This is a genomic window from Rhodovulum sp. ES.010, from assembly GCF_900142935.1.
Lineage (GTDB): Bacteria > Pseudomonadota > Alphaproteobacteria > Rhodobacterales > Rhodobacteraceae > Rhodovulum.
The window spans coordinates 3,228,195-3,242,974 of record NZ_FSRS01000001.1 but is presented as its reverse complement, the minus strand read 5'-3'; the positions used below and the strand labels follow the sequence as shown (position 1 = coordinate 3,242,974).

Below are 14,780 nucleotides of genomic sequence, written 5' to 3'. Positions count from 1 at the left end.
ATGGGCAAGGCGATGGACGACAGCACGGCACCGATCGGCATCCTGATGCTGGACTCGCGCTTTCCCCGCCTTCCCGGCGACATGGGGCACCCCGCGACCTGGCCCTTTCCGGTGGCGATCCGCGTGGTCCGCGGCGCCTCGCCGGTCCGGATCGTCCGCGAGGGCGGCGACACGCTGGCGGCGCTCATCGCGGCGGCACGGGAGCTGGTGGCCGAGGGCGCGGCCGGGATCACCACGACCTGCGGGTTCCTGTCGCTGTACCAGGACGCGCTGGCCGACGCAGTGGGCGTGCCGGTCGCGACCTCGTCGCTGATGCAGGTGGAGTTGGTCAACCGCTTGCTGCCAAAGGGGAAACGTGCCGGGATCCTGACCATTGCGGGAAGCAGCCTGAGCCGCGCGCACCTGGCCGCCGCACGGGTGCCCGATGGCACGCCCATCGGCACCACAGAGGGCGGACGGGAATTCACCCGCGTGATTCTGAACGACCTGCCCGAAATGGACGTGGACCTCGCCCGCGCAGACAACGTCGAGGCCGCCCGCGCGCTGGCCGCCGCGCACCCGGAGCTGGGCGCGATCGTGCTGGAATGCACCAACATGACGCCCTATGCCGCCGACATTCGGGCGGCGACGGGCCTGCCCGTCTATTCGATCTACGATTTCGTCTGCTGGTTCCGGGCGGGGCTGTCGCCCGCACGCCACCTGCCCGCTTCCTGAGCATCCGCGGCAAGCCTGCCTGACGAAAAGGCAATCTTCCCTTCCGCGCGCGGCCGTGCGAATGTGCCGCCGTTCCAAACGATCGGCGATTGGCCCTTGATCGGGCACAACAGAATCCGGGAAAATCAGGGGGTAATCCACATGGCTGCCAGGAAAACCGACACGCTCGACATCGCGCGCCGCAGGCTGTTGCTGGGCTCGGCCGGGGCCGCCGCCGCGGCGGGGCTGGGCCTTGGACCGCGCGGTCTTTGGGCACAGGAGCAGATTTCCGTCGCCGGCATCTATACCGTGCCGGTGGAACAGCAATGGGTCAGCCGCATCCACATCGCCGCCGAGGCCGCGCGCGAGGCGGGCCAGATCACCTATACCTTTTCCGAGAACACCTCGAACACCGACTATCCGCGCGTGATGCGCGAATATGCCGAAAGCGGCGTGAAACTGATCATCGGCGAGATCTTCGGGGTGGAGCAGGAAGCGCGCGAGGTCGTGCTGGACTATCCCGAAACCGCGTTCCTGCTGGGCTCGTCCTTCATGCCGGACCCGGCCTATCCGAACCTTGCCGTGTTCGACAACTATATCCAGGATGCCAGCTATCTTTCGGGGATCATCGCGGGCGCGATGACCCAGACCGGCAATATCGGCATGGTCGGCGGTTTTCCGATTCCCGAAGTCAACCGGCTGATGCACGCCTTCATGGCGGGGGTGCGCGAAACCCGCCCCGACGCAACCTTCCAGGTCAGCTTCATCGGGTCGTGGTTCGACCCGCCCAAGGCCAAGGAAACCGCCTTTGCCATGATCGAGAAGGGCGCCGACCTGCTGTATGCCGAACGCTTCGGCGTGTCGGACGCCGCGCAGGAACGCGGCATCCTGGCCATCGGCAACGTGATCGACACCCAGTCCGACTATCCCGACACGGTGGTCGCCTCGGCGATCTGGCATTTCGAACCGACGCTGCAGGCGGCGCTTACCCGCGTTGCGGACGGCACGTTCAAGGCCGACAATTACGGGGTCTATTCCTTCATGAAGGAAGGCGGCTGTTCGCTGGCGCCGCTCGGCACGTTCGAGGGCAAGGTCCCGCAAGAGGCGCTTGACATGGTCGCCGAGAAGGAGGCCGCGATCAAGGCGGGCGAATTCACCGTCGAGATCAACGACGAAGAACCCAAATCCTCCTGATGGCGGGGCGCGAGGTCGTCCTGCGCCTTGCGGGGATCACCAAGAGGTTCGGGAAGCTCACCGCCAACGACGATATCGGCTTCGCCCTGCACAAGGGCGAAGTCCTTGCCCTGCTTGGGGAAAACGGCGCGGGCAAGACGACGCTGATGAACATCCTGTTCGGCCATTACACGGCCGATACGGGCACGGTCGAGGTGTTCGGCCAGCCCCTGCCGCCCGGGGCGCCCGGCGCGGCGCTGGCCGCGGGGGTGGGCATGGTGCACCAGCATTTCACGCTGGCGGGCAACATGACGGTGCTGGAGAACATCCTGCTGGGCACGCGGGCGCTGTTGGCCCCTGGCCTGGGGCGGGCGGCGGCGCGGGCGCGGGTGGAACAGCTGTCCCGCGATTTCGGGCTGGCGGTCCACCCCGATGCCAAGGTCAAGACGCTGTCGGTGGGCGAACGCCAGCGGGTCGAGATCCTCAAGGCGCTGTATCGCGACGCGCGCATCCTGATCCTGGACGAACCGACCGCGGTGCTGACGCCCCAGGAAAGCGATGCGCTGTTCGAAACGCTGAAAAAGGCGGTGGCGCAGGGGCTGTCGATCATCTTCATCTCGCACAAGCTGCACGAGGTGACGGCGGTCAGCGACCGGGTGATCGTGCTGCGCCACGGGCGCGTCGTGGGCGAGGTCGCGACGGACCGGACCGACCGCCACCGGATCGCCGAGATGATGGTCGGCAAGGAGGTCGCCCTGCCCCACCCGCCGCTGGGCACGCCCGGCGCGGCGCTGATGGAGCTGTGCGACGTCTCGACCCCGCCCGAGGGCAACCGGACGGGCCTGCGCCGCGTGACCCTGACGCTGAAGGCCGGACAGATCACCGGGCTGGCGGGGGTGTCGGGCAACGGGCAGGGGGCGCTGGCCGACCTGGTGTCGGGGCTGATCGCGCCGGAAAGCGGGGAATTGCGCGTGGCGGGGCAAACCGTCGCCGGATGGTCCCCCCGGGCGGCACTGGCCGCAGGCGTGGGCCGCATCCCCGAGGACCGGCACGCGACCGGATCGATCGCCGATTTCACGTTGACGGAGAACGCGGTGCTGGAAGGCTATGCCCGCCCCCCCCTCAGCCGCGCGGGCTGGATGGACTGGCGCCGCGCGCGCACCCATGCCGCGGACATCATTGAAAAATACGACGTGCGCTGCCCAGGGCCCGAGGCGCGCATTCGCCTGCTGTCGGGGGGCAACATGCAGAAGCTGATCCTGGGCCGCGCGCTCGAGGCGGGGCCGCGCATCATCCTGGCCAACCAGCCGGTGCGGGGTCTCGATATCGGCGCACTGACCTATGTGCAGGAACGCCTGATCGCGGCGCGGGACGCGGGCGCGGCGGTGTTGCTGATCTCCGAGGACCTGGACGAGATCCGCGCGCTGTCGGACGTGATCCACGTGATGAGCGAGGGCCGCCTGTCGCCGGAATTCCCGCGGGGGTCGAAAACGCCCGCGGAACTGGGGCAGTGGATGGCCGGACAGGGGTTTTCCGATGCGGCTTGAACCCGTTGCCGCCCCGGGGCTGGCCCGCACGCTGGGCCTGCCGGTGCTGGCCATCGCGGCGACGGTGGTCGTGGCCTCGGCGCTGGCGATGCTGGCGGGGGCGAACCCCTTCGCCACGCTGGGTCTGATCGTCAAGGGCGCGGCGGGGTCGAAATTCGCGCTTTTGGAAACGCTGAACCGGGCGACGCCGCTGATCTTTACCGGGCTGGCGGTTGCCGTCGCCTTTCGCGCCAAGCTGTGGAACATCGGCGCCGAGGCGCAGCTTTACGCGGGCGCCCTGATGACGGTGCTGATCGGCACGCAGATGGGCCTGCCCGGGCCGGTCGTGATCCCGGCGATGGCGATTGCCGCGATCCTGGCGGGCGCGCTGGTGCTGCTGGGGCCGGTGCTGTTGAAGGTGCGGCTGGGCGTGGACGAGGTGGTGACCACGCTTTTGTTCAATTTCATCATGCTGCTGTTCATCTCGATGCTGCTGGAAGGCCCGCTGAAGGACCCGATGGGCATGGGCTGGCCGAAATCCGAGGCGATCCCGCGCGACGCCCGCCTGCCCCGCATCGTGGACGGGCTGCGCCTGCACTGGGGCTTTGGCCTTGCGCTGATCTCGGCGACCCTCGTCTGGGTGATCCAGGTGAAAACGACGCTGGGCTATGAAATCCGCGCGGTCGGGCAGAACCCGCAGGCCGCGCGGTTCGCCGGGATTCCGGTGGGGCGCGTCATGGTCAAGACGGCGCTGCTGTCGGGGGGGCTGGCAGCACTTGCCGGCTTTTCCGAGGTGGCGGGGCTGAAGGGCAACCTGACGCTCGATCTGTCGCCCGGCTTTGGTTACACGGGCATCGTGGTGGCGATGCTGGCGCTGTTGCACCCCCTGGGCGTCGTCGTCTCGGCGCTGTTCGTGGCGGGCATCTTCGTGGGCGCCGATTCCATGAGCCGCGCCGCCGAGGTGCCCACCTATATCGCCGATATCTCGGTCGCCACGGCGCTTTTGTTCATGGTGCTGGCGATCCTGCTGACCCGGTTCCGCGTGGTGGGGGGCTGATGGAGATTTTCGATATCCTGCTGTCGGCCAGCTTCTGGGCGGCGGTGCTGCGCATCGCCTCGCCGCTGATCTTCGCGACGATGGGGGAGCTGATCTGCGAACGGGCGGGCGTGCTGAACCTGGGCATCGAGGGGATCATGGTGTTCGGCGCCTTCGCGGGCTGGATGGCGGTTTACGCGGGGCTTGGGCTGTGGCCCGGCGTGCTGGTCGCCTTCGCGAGCGGGGCGCTGTTCGGGCTGGCCCATGCCACGCTGACCGTGCCCTTCGGGCTCTCGCAGCATGTCGTCGGCCTCGGGATCACCCTTCTGGCCACCTCCTCGGCCTATTACGCCTATCGGCTGGCCCTGCCCGAGGTCACCAGCCCGCCCCGCATCGAGCCGTTCCAGCCTCTGGACATTCCCGTCCTGTCCGATATCCCCTTCCTTGGCGAGGCGCTGTTTTCGCAGACCGCGCTAACCTACCTGGCCTTCGCGACCGTGCTGGTGGTAGCGCTGGTGCTGTACCGGACACCGCTCGGCCTCGCGCTCCGGGCGGCGGGCGAGAACCCCTCGGCTGTCGAGGCGCAGGGGCTGTCGGTCACGACGATCCGCATGGGGGCGGTGATGGTGGGGTCGGGACTGATGGCGGTGGGCGGCGCGTTCCTGACCATGAGCGCGTTTTCCTCGTTCTTCTTCGAGATGGTGAACGGGCGCGGCTGGATCTGCATCGCGCTGGTGGTGTTCGGCGCCTGGATGCCGGGCAAGGCGCTGTTGGGTGCGCTCCTGTTCGCCGCCTTCGACGCGCTGCAGATCCGCCTGCAGCAGACGCCACTGGGCGCGCAGATCCCCTATCAGGTGTTCCTGATGGTGCCCTACGTGCTGTCGATCGTGGCGCTGGTGCTGATGTCGCGCCGGGCCGAGGTGCCGGCGGCGTTGATGGTGCCCTACAATCGCGGAGAGCGCTGAATGGCCGAGTTCGACATTCTGGTCACGGGCGGCACCCTGCCTGACGGGCGCATCGCCGATATCGGCACGCAGGGCGACCGGATCGCGGGCGTCGGCGACTTGTCCGGGTCGACGGCGGGCCGCGTGATCGACGCCACCGGCGACCTCGTCAGCCCTCCCTTCGTGGACCCGCATTTCCACCTCGACGCGACGCTTTCCTACGGCACCCCGCGGATCAACGCCTCCGGAACCCTGCTGGAGGGGATCGCGCTCTGGGGCGAGCTCAAGGCGGAGACCACGGTCGAGGAGATGGTCGATCGCGCACTGGCCTATTGCGACTGGGCGGTCAGCATGGGGCTTCTGGCGATCCGCAGCCATGTCGACACCTGCGACGACAGCCTGAAAGGGGTCGAGGCGCTGTTGCATGTCCGCGAGCGGGTGAAACCCTATCTGGACCTGCAACTCGTCGCCTTCCCGCAGGACGGCTTCTTGCGCGACCCCACGGCGCGGGCCAACACGCTGCGCGCGCTCGATAGGGGCGTCGATGTCGTCGGCGGCATCCCGCATTTCGAACGCACGATGGAGGAGGGCCGCGAATCCGTCCGCGCGCTTTGCGAGATCGCGGCGGAGCGCGGTCTGCTCGTCGACATGCATTGCGACGAGACCGACGATCCCCTCTCGCGCCATGTCGAGACCCTGGCCTATGAGTCCCGACGGCTTGGGCTTCACGGACGGGTGGCGGGCAGCCACCTGACCTCGATGCATTCGATGGACAACTATTACGTCTCCAAGCTCCTGCCGCTGATGGCCGAGGCCGGGCTGGCCGCGATCCCGAACCCACTGATCAACATCGTGTTGCAGGGCCGGCACGACACTTACCCCAAGCGGCGCGGCCTGACCCGGGTGAAGGAGATGCAGGCCCATGGCATCCGGGTCGGCTGGGGGCAGGATTGCGTGCGCGACCCGTGGTATTCGCTGGGCACCGCCGACATGCTGGACGTGGCCTTCATGGGGCTGCACGTGGCGCAGATGACCGCGCCGGAAGAGATGCGGCGCTGCTTCGACATGGTGACCGTGGAGAACGCGAAGGTCCTGCACCTGGCCGATTACGGGCTGCACGAGGGCGCGCTGGCCTCGCTGGTAATCCTCGACGCGGGCGACCCGGTCGAGGCGATCCGCCTGCGCCCCGACCGGCTGGCGGTGATCTCAAAGGGCCGCGTGGTGGCCGAAAAGGCGCGCAATGATGCCCGGCTTTCGCTGGACGGGCGGCCCTGGCGCATCCGTCGGCGGCACTGAGCGGGGTAGGGATGCCTCGCGGACGCGGCGGCCTCGGCGCGGGCCAGTCGTCGCGAATCGTAGCGTCGCAGTCTTAGGGATTGCCCCAGCCGCCGCCGCCAGGCGTCCACAGCTCGAAGAGGCCGCCGGCGGGCAGGTCGATCTCGTCATTACCCCGGAGCCGCACCCGCCGCCCGTCGGGAAACTCAGCCCAGTTCTCGCCCACCGCGCCCGGCGCCCCGCCATCCACGCCGAAGGGCGGGATCTCGCGGTGCGAGCACAGCGTCGTCACCGTCACACCGTCGAGGAAGCGCAGCCGCCGGATCACCCCGTTGCCGCCGCGCCAGCGCCCCGCCCCGCCAGACCCGGCCCGGATCGAGAAGTCGTCCAGCCGGACGGGGAAGCGTTTTTCCAGCACTTCCGGGTCGGTCATCCGCGTGTTGGTCATGTGGCTCTGTACAGCGTCGCAGCCGTCGAAGCCCGGCCCAGCCCCTGTGCCGCCGGCGATGGTCTCGTAGTTCTGGAATCGGTCATTGCCCCAGACAAAGTTGTTCATCGTCGCCTGGCTGCCCGCAATCAAACCCAACGCCCCATACAGCGCGTTGCAGGCGGCCTGACTGACCTCGGTATTGCCGGCGATCACCGCGGCCGGATAGGCCGGGTTCAGCATCGAGCCCTCGGGGGCGATGATCCTCAGCGGCTTCAGGCAGCCCTCGTTCAGCGGGATGTCGGCCCCCACCATGGTGCGGAACACATAGAGCACCACCGCCCGGCAGACCGCGAAAGGCGCGTTGTAATTGCCCGAATGCTGCGGCGAGGTGCCGGTGAAATCGATCACCGCCTCGCGGGCCTTGCGGTCCACCCGCACCGCCACCTCGATCACCGCGCCGTGGTCCATCGGGTAGCGGAAGCTCCCGTCGCGAAGCGTGCCGATCACCCGGCGCACGCTTTCCTCGGCATTGTCCTGCACATGGGCCGTGTAGGCGACCACAACGTCGCGGCCATATTGCCCGATGACCTTCAGAAGCTCCCGCCGCCCGGTCTCGTTCGCCGCCACCTGCGCCTTGAGGTCCGCCATGTTGTGCGCGACGTTCCGGCAGGGATAGCGGCCCGAACGCAGCACCGCCTCGGCCTCCGCCTCCAGCAGCCGCCCCCGGTCGACCAGTCGCACATTGTCGATCAGTACGCCCTCCTCCTCGATATGGGTCGAGTCGGGGGGCGACGAGCCGGGCGTGCGCCCGCCGATATCGGCGTGGTGCCCACGCGAACCCAGCCAGAACGGGATCTCGTCGCCGAGGAAGACCGGCGTCACCACGGTCACGTCGGGCAGGTGCGTACCGCCATTGTAGGGCGAGTTCAGCATGAAGGCGTCGCCCGGGCGGATGCTGCCCCGGTTCTCGCGCATCACGGTCTTGATCGAGTCGGACATGGACCCGAGATGCACCGGCACATGGGGGGCGTTGGCCACCAGGTCGCCATTCGCGTCGAAGATCGCGCAGGAAAAATCCAGCCGTTCCTTGATGTTGACCGACCACGAGGTATTGGCGAGCGTGGCGCCCATCTGCTCGGCCACCGACATGAAGAGGTTCGACATTACCTCCAGGAGCACCGGGTCGGCCTCGGTGCCCAGCGCCCGGGGGCGGGCCTTGGCCTCTACGCGCGTCAGCACCAGGTTGCCGCGCGCGTCCATCTCGGCCGCCCAGCCGGGTTCCACCATGTTGGTGCCCGTGGGCTCGGTGACGATCGCGGGGCCGTCGATCCGGGCGCCCGCCCTCAGCGTCGCCCTGTCGTAGATGGCCACCTCGCGGGGCGCGCCGTCGAGATGCACCGTCACGCGGGCCTTCACCCGCGGGGCCGCCTCGGGCGCCATCGCGGCAGGCGCCTCGCCGGTCTCGCCGATCGCCTCGACGTCGGCCATGTCGAAGAAGAGCGCGCGTTCCGGCGAGGTGAAGCCGAAGCGCGCAAGATGCGTCTCCTCGAACGCCGCCTGCATCTCGGCCGGGCTGCCGAAGGGCACTTCCAGTGTCTGGTGCGAGCCCTCGTAGCGCAGATGCGCGCGCGCCACAGAGCGGATCGCCGCCTCGGGCACGCCCTGCCCCGCAACCGCGGCCTCGGCCTTGCACCGCAGCGCGCCCAACGCCGCCTCGGCCTGTCCGATCTCGGAAAGCGCCGCATCCAGTTGGCATTCCTCCATCGCCCTGATCTCGGCCAGCCCCATCCCGTAGGCCGAGAGCACCCCCGCGAAGGGATGCAGGAACACCCGCGTCATCCCCAGCGCGTCGGCCACCAGGCAGGCATGCTGCCCGCCCGCGCCGCCGAAGCATTGCAGGGTATAACCGGTGACGTCGTGCCCCCGCTGCACGGAGATCTTCTTGATCGCATTGGCCATGTTGTCGACGGCGATCTTCAGGAACCCCTCGGCCACCTCTTCGGGGCTGCGCGGGTCTTCGCCGGTTTCGGTGGCGATCTCGGCCGCCAGCGCGGCGAATTTCCCCCGCACCGTCTCCAGATCAAGCGGCCGGTCGCCCTCGGGGCCGAAAACGGCGGGGAAATGCGCCGGGTTCAGCTTGCCCAGCATGACGTTGCAATCGGTCACGGTCAGCGGGCCGCCGCGGCGGTAGCAGGCCGGGCCGGGATCGGCGCCCGCGCTTTCGGGACCGACCTGGAACCGGCCTGACTCGAACTTGCAGATCGACCCGCCGCCCGCGGCGACGGTGTGAATGTCCATCATCGGCGCGCGCATCCGCACACCGGCCACCTCGGTTTCGAAGCTGCGCTCGTAGGCGCCCGCATAGTGGCTGACATCCGTGGACGTGCCGCCCATGTCGAAGCCGATCAGCCGGTCGAACCCGGCGGCCTCGGCGGTCTTGACCATGCCGACGATGCCGCCCGCGGGCCCCGACAGGATCGCGTCCTTGCCCTGGAACAGCGCCGCATCGGTCAGCCCGCCATTCGATTGCATGAACAACAGCCGATCGCAGCCGCCCTGCCCGACATCCAGCGCATCGGCCACCCGGTCGACATAGCGGCGCAGGATCGGCGAGAGATAGCCGTCGACCACGGTGGTATCGCCACGGCCCACCAGCTTGATCAGGCGCGAGGCGCGGTGGCTGACCGAGACCTGGGTGAACCCCACCTCGCGCGCGATCTCGGCCAGGCGGTCCTCGTGGTCGCCGTTCAGATAGGCATGCATCAGCGCGATGGCGACGGCGCGGAGCCCCCGGTCATACGCGGCCCGAAGCGCGGCGCGGGCGGCGTCCTCGTCCAGCGGGGTCAGCACCGCGCCCTCTGCGTCCAGCCGCTCGGCCACCTCGGCGACCTCTTCGTAGAGCAGCTCGGGCCGGCGGATGTTCAGATCGAACAGCCGCGGGCGGGCCTGGTAGCCGATCCGCAGCAGATCGCCGAAGCCCCGGGTGATCAGCAGCAGCACCCGCTCGCCCTTGCGCTCCAGAAGCGCGTTGGTCGCGACCGTCGTGCCCATCTTGACCGCGCGGATCGCGCCGGTGGGCAGCGGGTCGTCGTCGGAGAGGCCCAGCACCTCGCGGATGCCCTGCACGGCGGCGTCGGCGTAGCGTTCGGGGTTCTCGGACAACAGCTTGTGGGTGGAAAGCCGGCCGTCGGGCGCGCGGGCGACGACATCGGTGAAGGTGCCGCCGCGGTCGATCCAGAACTCCCATTGCCCGTCGCTCATGCCCCGCCCCTTGCCCGATTTCGCGCGCCACGTTGCGCGGGCGCGGCGGGCAAGGTCAAGGGGGCATCCGCCCACCATCGGAACGAAATCCCGCCGAGCCCGGGTTTCCGGTTGCGCGCCCGGGACAATTTTCCGATCCTCGGCGCAAAGCGAAGGGAGTCGCGATGCCGCGCAAGACGACCAGTTCCGCGCTCGACGCGCTCGACCGGCGCATCCTGCGCGAGTTGCAGGACGATGCCAGCCAGTCGCTGGACGAGATCGCCAAGAAGGTGGGCTCGTCCAAGACGCCGGTCTGGAACCGCATCCGCAAGATGCGCGAGGCCGGCGTGATCCGGCAGAACACGGTGATCGTGGATCCGGCCGCGCTCGACCGGGGCACCTGCTTCTTCGTGCTGATCCGCACCTCGGAACACGAGGCGGAGTGGCAGCGGCGCTTTCTCGCCGCGCTGCTGTCCCGCCCCGAGGTGCTGGAGGCGCACCGGCTGGCCGGCGAGATCGACTACATCCTCAAGGTGCGGGTCGCCGACGCCGCCGCCTATGACGAGTTCTACCAGGCGCTGATCGCCGATGTGCGCATCTTCAACGTCACCGCGCTGCTCTCGATGGAGGAGATCAAGGCCACGACCGTGCTGCCCGTGGACTAGGCCCCGTGGACCAGGCATTGCGCCGCCCACGCCGCGACGTCACCCTTTCACGGCGCTTGCCAGGCTTGCCTCGCTCGGGCAGCCTTCGCGCAATGATTGTTTCAACAGCGGAGACACCATGTTCATGCATTCGACACGACGCGTGCTGCTCTGGGCGACGCTCTTGGCCGGGATGGCGGGCGGCGCGACCGCCCAGACCTACATGCGGGGCAATGACGGCAATCCCGAGACGCTGGACCAGCACAAGACCTCGACCGTGGCCGAGGCCAACATCCTGCGCGACCTCTACGAGGGGCTGATCGTCTACGACACCGCGGCCGGGCTGATGCCCGGCGTCGCCGAAAGCTGGGAGATCGGCGCGGACGGCACGGTCTATACCTTCACGCTGCGCGAGGATGCGCGCTGGTCGAACGGCGACCCGGTCACCGCGGGCGATTTCGTCTATTCGCTGCGCCGGATCATGACCCCCGAGACGGGGGCGAAATACGCCAACATCCTCTACCCGGTGAAGAACGCGGAAGCGGTGAACAAGGGCGAGATGCCGCCCGAGGAAATGGGCGTGCGCGCGGTCGACGACCGGACGCTGGAAATCACGCTGGAACAGCCCACCCCCTATTTCCTGGAGCTGCTGACCCACCAGACCGGCCTGCCGGTGCACCCCGCGTCGGTCGAGGAACACGGGGCCGATTTCGTCCAGCCGGGCAACATGGTCTCGAACGGGGCCTATACGCTGACCGAGAACATCCTCAACGATCGGATCGTGCTGACCAGGAACCCCGAGTTCCACGACGCCGCGAACGTCGCCATCGAGACCGTCAACTACCTGCCCTTCGAGGACCGCGCGACCTGCGTGCGCGGCTGGGAAGCGGGCGAGGTGCACAGCTGTTCCGACCTGCCCGCCGAGGACATCCACCGCCTGCGCGAGGAACATGGCGAGGCGGTCCATGTGGCGCCCTATCTCGGCACCTATTACTACGCGCTGAACCACGAGGACGAGTTCCTGTCCGACCCCGACGTGCGCCGGGCGCTGTCGATGGCCATCGACCGGGAGTTCCTGGCCGACGAGATCTTCCAGGGCACGATGGCGCCGGCCACCAGCTTCGTGCCGCCGGGGATCGGCAATTACGAGGGTTCGCCGGAGGTGGACTATTTCGACATGTCGATGCTCGACCGCGAGGACGAGGCCATCGCGATCATGGAGGAAAAGGGCGTCAGCCCCGACAGCCCGCACAGGCTGGAGCTGATGTACAACACGTCCGAGAACCACAAGAACGCGGCCACCGCGATCGCCGACATGTGGTCCACCCTCGGCATCGAGGTCGAATTCAACGTCCGCGACGCCTCGGCCCATTACGCGCATCTGCGCGACCGGGGCGATTTCGACGTCGCGCGGGCGGGCTGGATCGGGGATTATTCCGACCCGCAGAACTTCCTGTTCATGGTCGAATCCGACAATGACGGGTTCAACTACGCCCGCTACGACAACCCCGACTACGACGCGCTGATGGACCAGGCCGCCAAGACCACCGACCTGGAGGAACGCGCGGCGATCCTGCGCGAGGCCGAGGCGATCTTCATGCGCGACCTGCCCTTCATCCCGCTGCTCTACTACACCTCGCGCTCGCTGGTCTCGCCCCGGCTCTCGGGCTGGGAGGACAACATCCAGAACGTGCACCCGACGCGCTTCCTCAGCCTGTCGGACTAGGCAAGGCGCCACACGCGGCCCCGCACAAGGGGCCGCGCCCAAACGGGACAGGCCCGCAATGCTGAGCTATGCCCTGAGGCGCCTGCTGGGCGCGATTCCGACGCTCTTCATCATCGTCACCGCCGCGTTCTTCATGATGCGGCTCGCCCCCGGCGGCCCGTTCGACCAGGAACGCACGCTGGAGGCCACGGTGATGGCGAACCTGAACGCCACCTTCGGGCTCGACAAGCCGCTCTGGCAGCAATACGCGATCTATCTCGGCAACCTCGCCCAGGGCGACATGGGGCCGAGCTTCATCTATCGCGACAAGCGGGTACACGAGATCCTGGCCGAGGGCTTGCCGGTCTCGGTCACGCTGGGCGCCTCGGCGCTGGCGCTGGCCTTCGTGCTGGGCGCGGCGCTGGGGTCGATCGCGGCGCTGAGGCAGAACAGCCGCACCGATTTCGCGGTGATCGCGGTCGCGACCTTCGGGATCACGGTGCCGAACTTCGTGGTGGCCCCCGTGCTGTCGCTGGTCTTCGCGGTGATGCTGGGCTGGCTGCCGGCGCAGGGCTGGGGAAGCCCGAACCAGATGATCCTGCCGGTGATCGCGCTGGCGCTGCCGCAGGTCGCGGTGATCTCGCGGCTGATCCGCGGCGCGATGATCGAGGCGCTGCGTTCCGACCATGTGCGCACCGCGCGGGCCTACGGGCTGCCGGCGCGGATGGTGGTGGTGAAACATGCGCTGAGGGCCGCGATCCTGCCCGCGGTCAGCTATCTGGGCCCGGCGGCGGCGGCGCTGCTGACCGGCTCCATCGTGATCGAACAGGTGTTCAACCTGCCCGGCATCGGGCGCTATTTCGTGCAAGGGGCGCTGAACCGCGACTACACGCTGGTGATGGGCACGGTGGTGATCGTCGCGGTCTTCGTGGTGCTGTTCAACCTGATCGTGGATCTGCTCTACGCCCTGCTCGACCCGCGGGTGCGCTATGAGTGACATCACACCCGACACCGCCGAGGCCACCGAGGGCCGCTCGCTCTGGGCCACCGCGATGCTGCGGCTGAGGCGCAACCGCGCGGCGATGGCGTCGCTCGTGGTGCTGGCCGTCTTCGCGCTCTGCGCACTCGTCGGCCCGCAGCTGTCGCCGCACGACTATTCCGAGGTCTATCCCGAATACGTCAAGGTGCGGCCGAACCTCAGCCCCTACCCCCAGGCGGACCAGATCGTGCCCGCGGCCGAAAGCGCGCTCAGGCGCGCGCGGGTGGAGCTGGGCGAGATCGAACTGGAGGACGGCCGGGTCCGGATCGCGATTTCCTCGGCCCGCGAGATCGACCCGCGCATCGGCCGCTATCTCGACCGGTCCGACGTCTTCACCGACGCGCGCATTGTGGACATCGCGCCGGACGGGCAATCGGCCGTCGCCGAGGCCGAGGTTCAACGGCTTTATTTCCTGATGGGGACCGACGCGAACGGGCGCGACCTGCTCTCGCGGATCCTGGTCAGCTTGCGGATTTCTCTGCTGATCGGGCTGATGGCGACCGCGGTCGCGCTGGCGATCGGGGTGATCTACGGCGCCACCGCGGGCTTCGTTGGCGGGCGCATCGACAATTTGATGATGCGCATCGTCGATATCCTCTACTCGCTGCCCTTCGTGTTCTTCGTGATCCTCTTGGTGGTGTTCTTCGGGCGCAGCATCGTCCTGATGTTCCTGGCGGTCGGCGCTGTCGAGTGGCTCGACATGGCGCGGATCGTGCGCGGCCAGACCCTGTCGCTGAGGCGGCGCGAGTTCGTGCAGGCGGCCGAGGCGATGGGCGTGTCGGGCGGCGCGATCATCCGCCGCCACATCATCCCCAACACGCTGGGCACGGTCATCATCTACATGACGCTGATGATCCCCAAGGTGATCCTGCTGGAGAGCTTCCTCTCCTTCCTCGGGCTCGGCGTGCAGGAACCGCTGACCTCGCTGGGCGTGCTGATCGCGGAAGGCGCCAAGAACATGCGCAACGCGCCCTACATGCTGATCTTCCCCGCCGCGACGATGACCGTTCTGCTGTTCGCGCTGAACTTCATCGGCGACGGGCTGCGCGATGCGCTCGACCCGAAGGACCGCTGA

General features: G+C 68.3%; 11 protein-coding genes. 10 read left to right on the top strand and 1 reads right to left on the bottom strand.

All coding sequences use genetic code 11. From position 1 onward, the window contains the following. The 6 genes from BUR28_RS15990 (at position 1) to BUR28_RS15965 (ending at position 6,668) form a co-directional block, all read left to right on the top strand. Positions 1 to 714 carry an aspartate/glutamate racemase family protein gene (locus BUR28_RS15990; protein WP_074221036.1) on the top strand — a complete coding sequence of 238 codons (714 nt, stop codon included), beginning with the start codon at positions 1 to 3 and terminating at the stop codon, positions 712 to 714. Positions 715 to 855: 141 nt separating this feature from the next. Next, positions 856 to 1,887, top strand: a complete 1,032-nt coding sequence (locus BUR28_RS15985; RefSeq protein WP_074221035.1) for a BMP family protein — start codon at positions 856 to 858, stop codon at positions 1,885 to 1,887. Beyond that, positions 1,887 to 3,413: an ABC transporter ATP-binding protein gene (locus tag BUR28_RS15980; protein WP_074221034.1), complete on the top strand. Its 1,527-nt coding sequence runs from the start codon at positions 1,887 to 1,889 to the stop codon at positions 3,411 to 3,413. The genes BUR28_RS15985 and BUR28_RS15980 overlap by 1 nt, the downstream gene beginning before the upstream one ends. Further along, positions 3,403 to 4,449 (top strand): ABC transporter permease, encoded by a 1,047-nt coding sequence (locus tag BUR28_RS15975; RefSeq protein ID WP_074221033.1) that lies wholly within the window; start codon positions 3,403 to 3,405, stop codon positions 4,447 to 4,449. Before BUR28_RS15980 ends, BUR28_RS15975 begins: the two co-directional genes overlap by 11 nt. Then, the gene (locus BUR28_RS15970) at positions 4,449 to 5,393 is read left to right on the top strand and encodes an ABC transporter permease (RefSeq protein ID WP_074221032.1); all 945 of its coding nucleotides are present in this window, start codon (positions 4,449 to 4,451) and stop codon (positions 5,391 to 5,393) included. Before BUR28_RS15975 ends, BUR28_RS15970 begins: the two co-directional genes overlap by 1 nt. Continuing rightward, positions 5,394 to 6,668 (top strand): amidohydrolase family protein, encoded by a 1,275-nt coding sequence (locus BUR28_RS15965; protein ID WP_074221031.1) that lies wholly within the window; start codon positions 5,394 to 5,396, stop codon positions 6,666 to 6,668. Between the two features lie 73 nt (positions 6,669 to 6,741). On the opposite strand, the gene BUR28_RS15960 is transcribed toward BUR28_RS15965, so the two are convergent. Beyond that, positions 6,742 to 10,338 (bottom strand): hydantoinase B/oxoprolinase family protein, encoded by a 3,597-nt coding sequence (locus BUR28_RS15960; protein ID WP_074221030.1) that lies wholly within the window; start codon positions 10,336 to 10,338, stop codon positions 6,742 to 6,744. Between the two features lie 164 nt (positions 10,339 to 10,502). Between BUR28_RS15960 and BUR28_RS15955 the strand changes: the two genes are divergently transcribed. The 4 genes from BUR28_RS15955 to BUR28_RS15940 all read left to right on the top strand — a co-directional run bounded on the left by BUR28_RS15955 (position 10,503) and on the right by BUR28_RS15940 (position 14,780). Further along, positions 10,503 to 10,982 (top strand): Lrp/AsnC family transcriptional regulator, encoded by a 480-nt coding sequence (locus BUR28_RS15955; RefSeq protein ID WP_074221029.1) that lies wholly within the window; start codon positions 10,503 to 10,505, stop codon positions 10,980 to 10,982. 118 nt (positions 10,983 to 11,100) lie between these two features. Next, positions 11,101 to 12,687: a peptide ABC transporter substrate-binding protein gene (locus BUR28_RS15950; RefSeq protein ID WP_217693530.1), complete on the top strand. Its 1,587-nt coding sequence runs from the start codon at positions 11,101 to 11,103 to the stop codon at positions 12,685 to 12,687. Between the two features lie 58 nt (positions 12,688 to 12,745). Further along, positions 12,746 to 13,663, top strand: a complete 918-nt coding sequence (gene oppB / locus BUR28_RS15945; protein ID WP_074221028.1) for an oligopeptide ABC transporter permease OppB — start codon at positions 12,746 to 12,748, stop codon at positions 13,661 to 13,663. Beyond that, positions 13,656 to 14,780 carry an ABC transporter permease gene (locus tag BUR28_RS15940; protein ID WP_074221027.1) on the top strand — a complete coding sequence of 375 codons (1,125 nt, stop codon included), beginning with the start codon at positions 13,656 to 13,658 and terminating at the stop codon, positions 14,778 to 14,780. The genes oppB and BUR28_RS15940 overlap by 8 nt, the downstream gene beginning before the upstream one ends.

Excerpts from the sequence above, each read along its gene's own strand:
- BUR28_RS15990 (WP_074221036.1), top strand. The coding sequence starts at position 1 with ATGGGCAAGGCGATGGACGACAGCACGGCACCGATCGGCATCCTGATG.
- BUR28_RS15985 (WP_074221035.1), top strand. The coding sequence starts at position 856 with ATGGCTGCCAGGAAAACCGACACGCTCGACATCGCGCGCCGCAGGCTG.
- BUR28_RS15980 (WP_074221034.1), top strand. The coding sequence starts at position 1,887 with ATGGCGGGGCGCGAGGTCGTCCTGCGCCTTGCGGGGATCACCAAGAGG.
- BUR28_RS15975 (WP_074221033.1), top strand. The coding sequence starts at position 3,403 with ATGCGGCTTGAACCCGTTGCCGCCCCGGGGCTGGCCCGCACGCTGGGC.
- BUR28_RS15970 (WP_074221032.1), top strand. The coding sequence starts at position 4,449 with ATGGAGATTTTCGATATCCTGCTGTCGGCCAGCTTCTGGGCGGCGGTG.
- BUR28_RS15965 (WP_074221031.1), top strand. The coding sequence starts at position 5,394 with ATGGCCGAGTTCGACATTCTGGTCACGGGCGGCACCCTGCCTGACGGG.
- BUR28_RS15960 (WP_074221030.1), bottom strand. The coding sequence starts at position 10,338 with ATGAGCGACGGGCAATGGGAGTTCTGGATCGACCGCGGCGGCACCTTC.
- BUR28_RS15955 (WP_074221029.1), top strand. The coding sequence starts at position 10,503 with ATGCCGCGCAAGACGACCAGTTCCGCGCTCGACGCGCTCGACCGGCGC.
- BUR28_RS15950 (WP_217693530.1), top strand. The coding sequence starts at position 11,101 with ATGTTCATGCATTCGACACGACGCGTGCTGCTCTGGGCGACGCTCTTG.
- oppB (WP_074221028.1), top strand. The coding sequence starts at position 12,746 with ATGCTGAGCTATGCCCTGAGGCGCCTGCTGGGCGCGATTCCGACGCTC.
- BUR28_RS15940 (WP_074221027.1), top strand. The coding sequence starts at position 13,656 with ATGAGTGACATCACACCCGACACCGCCGAGGCCACCGAGGGCCGCTCG.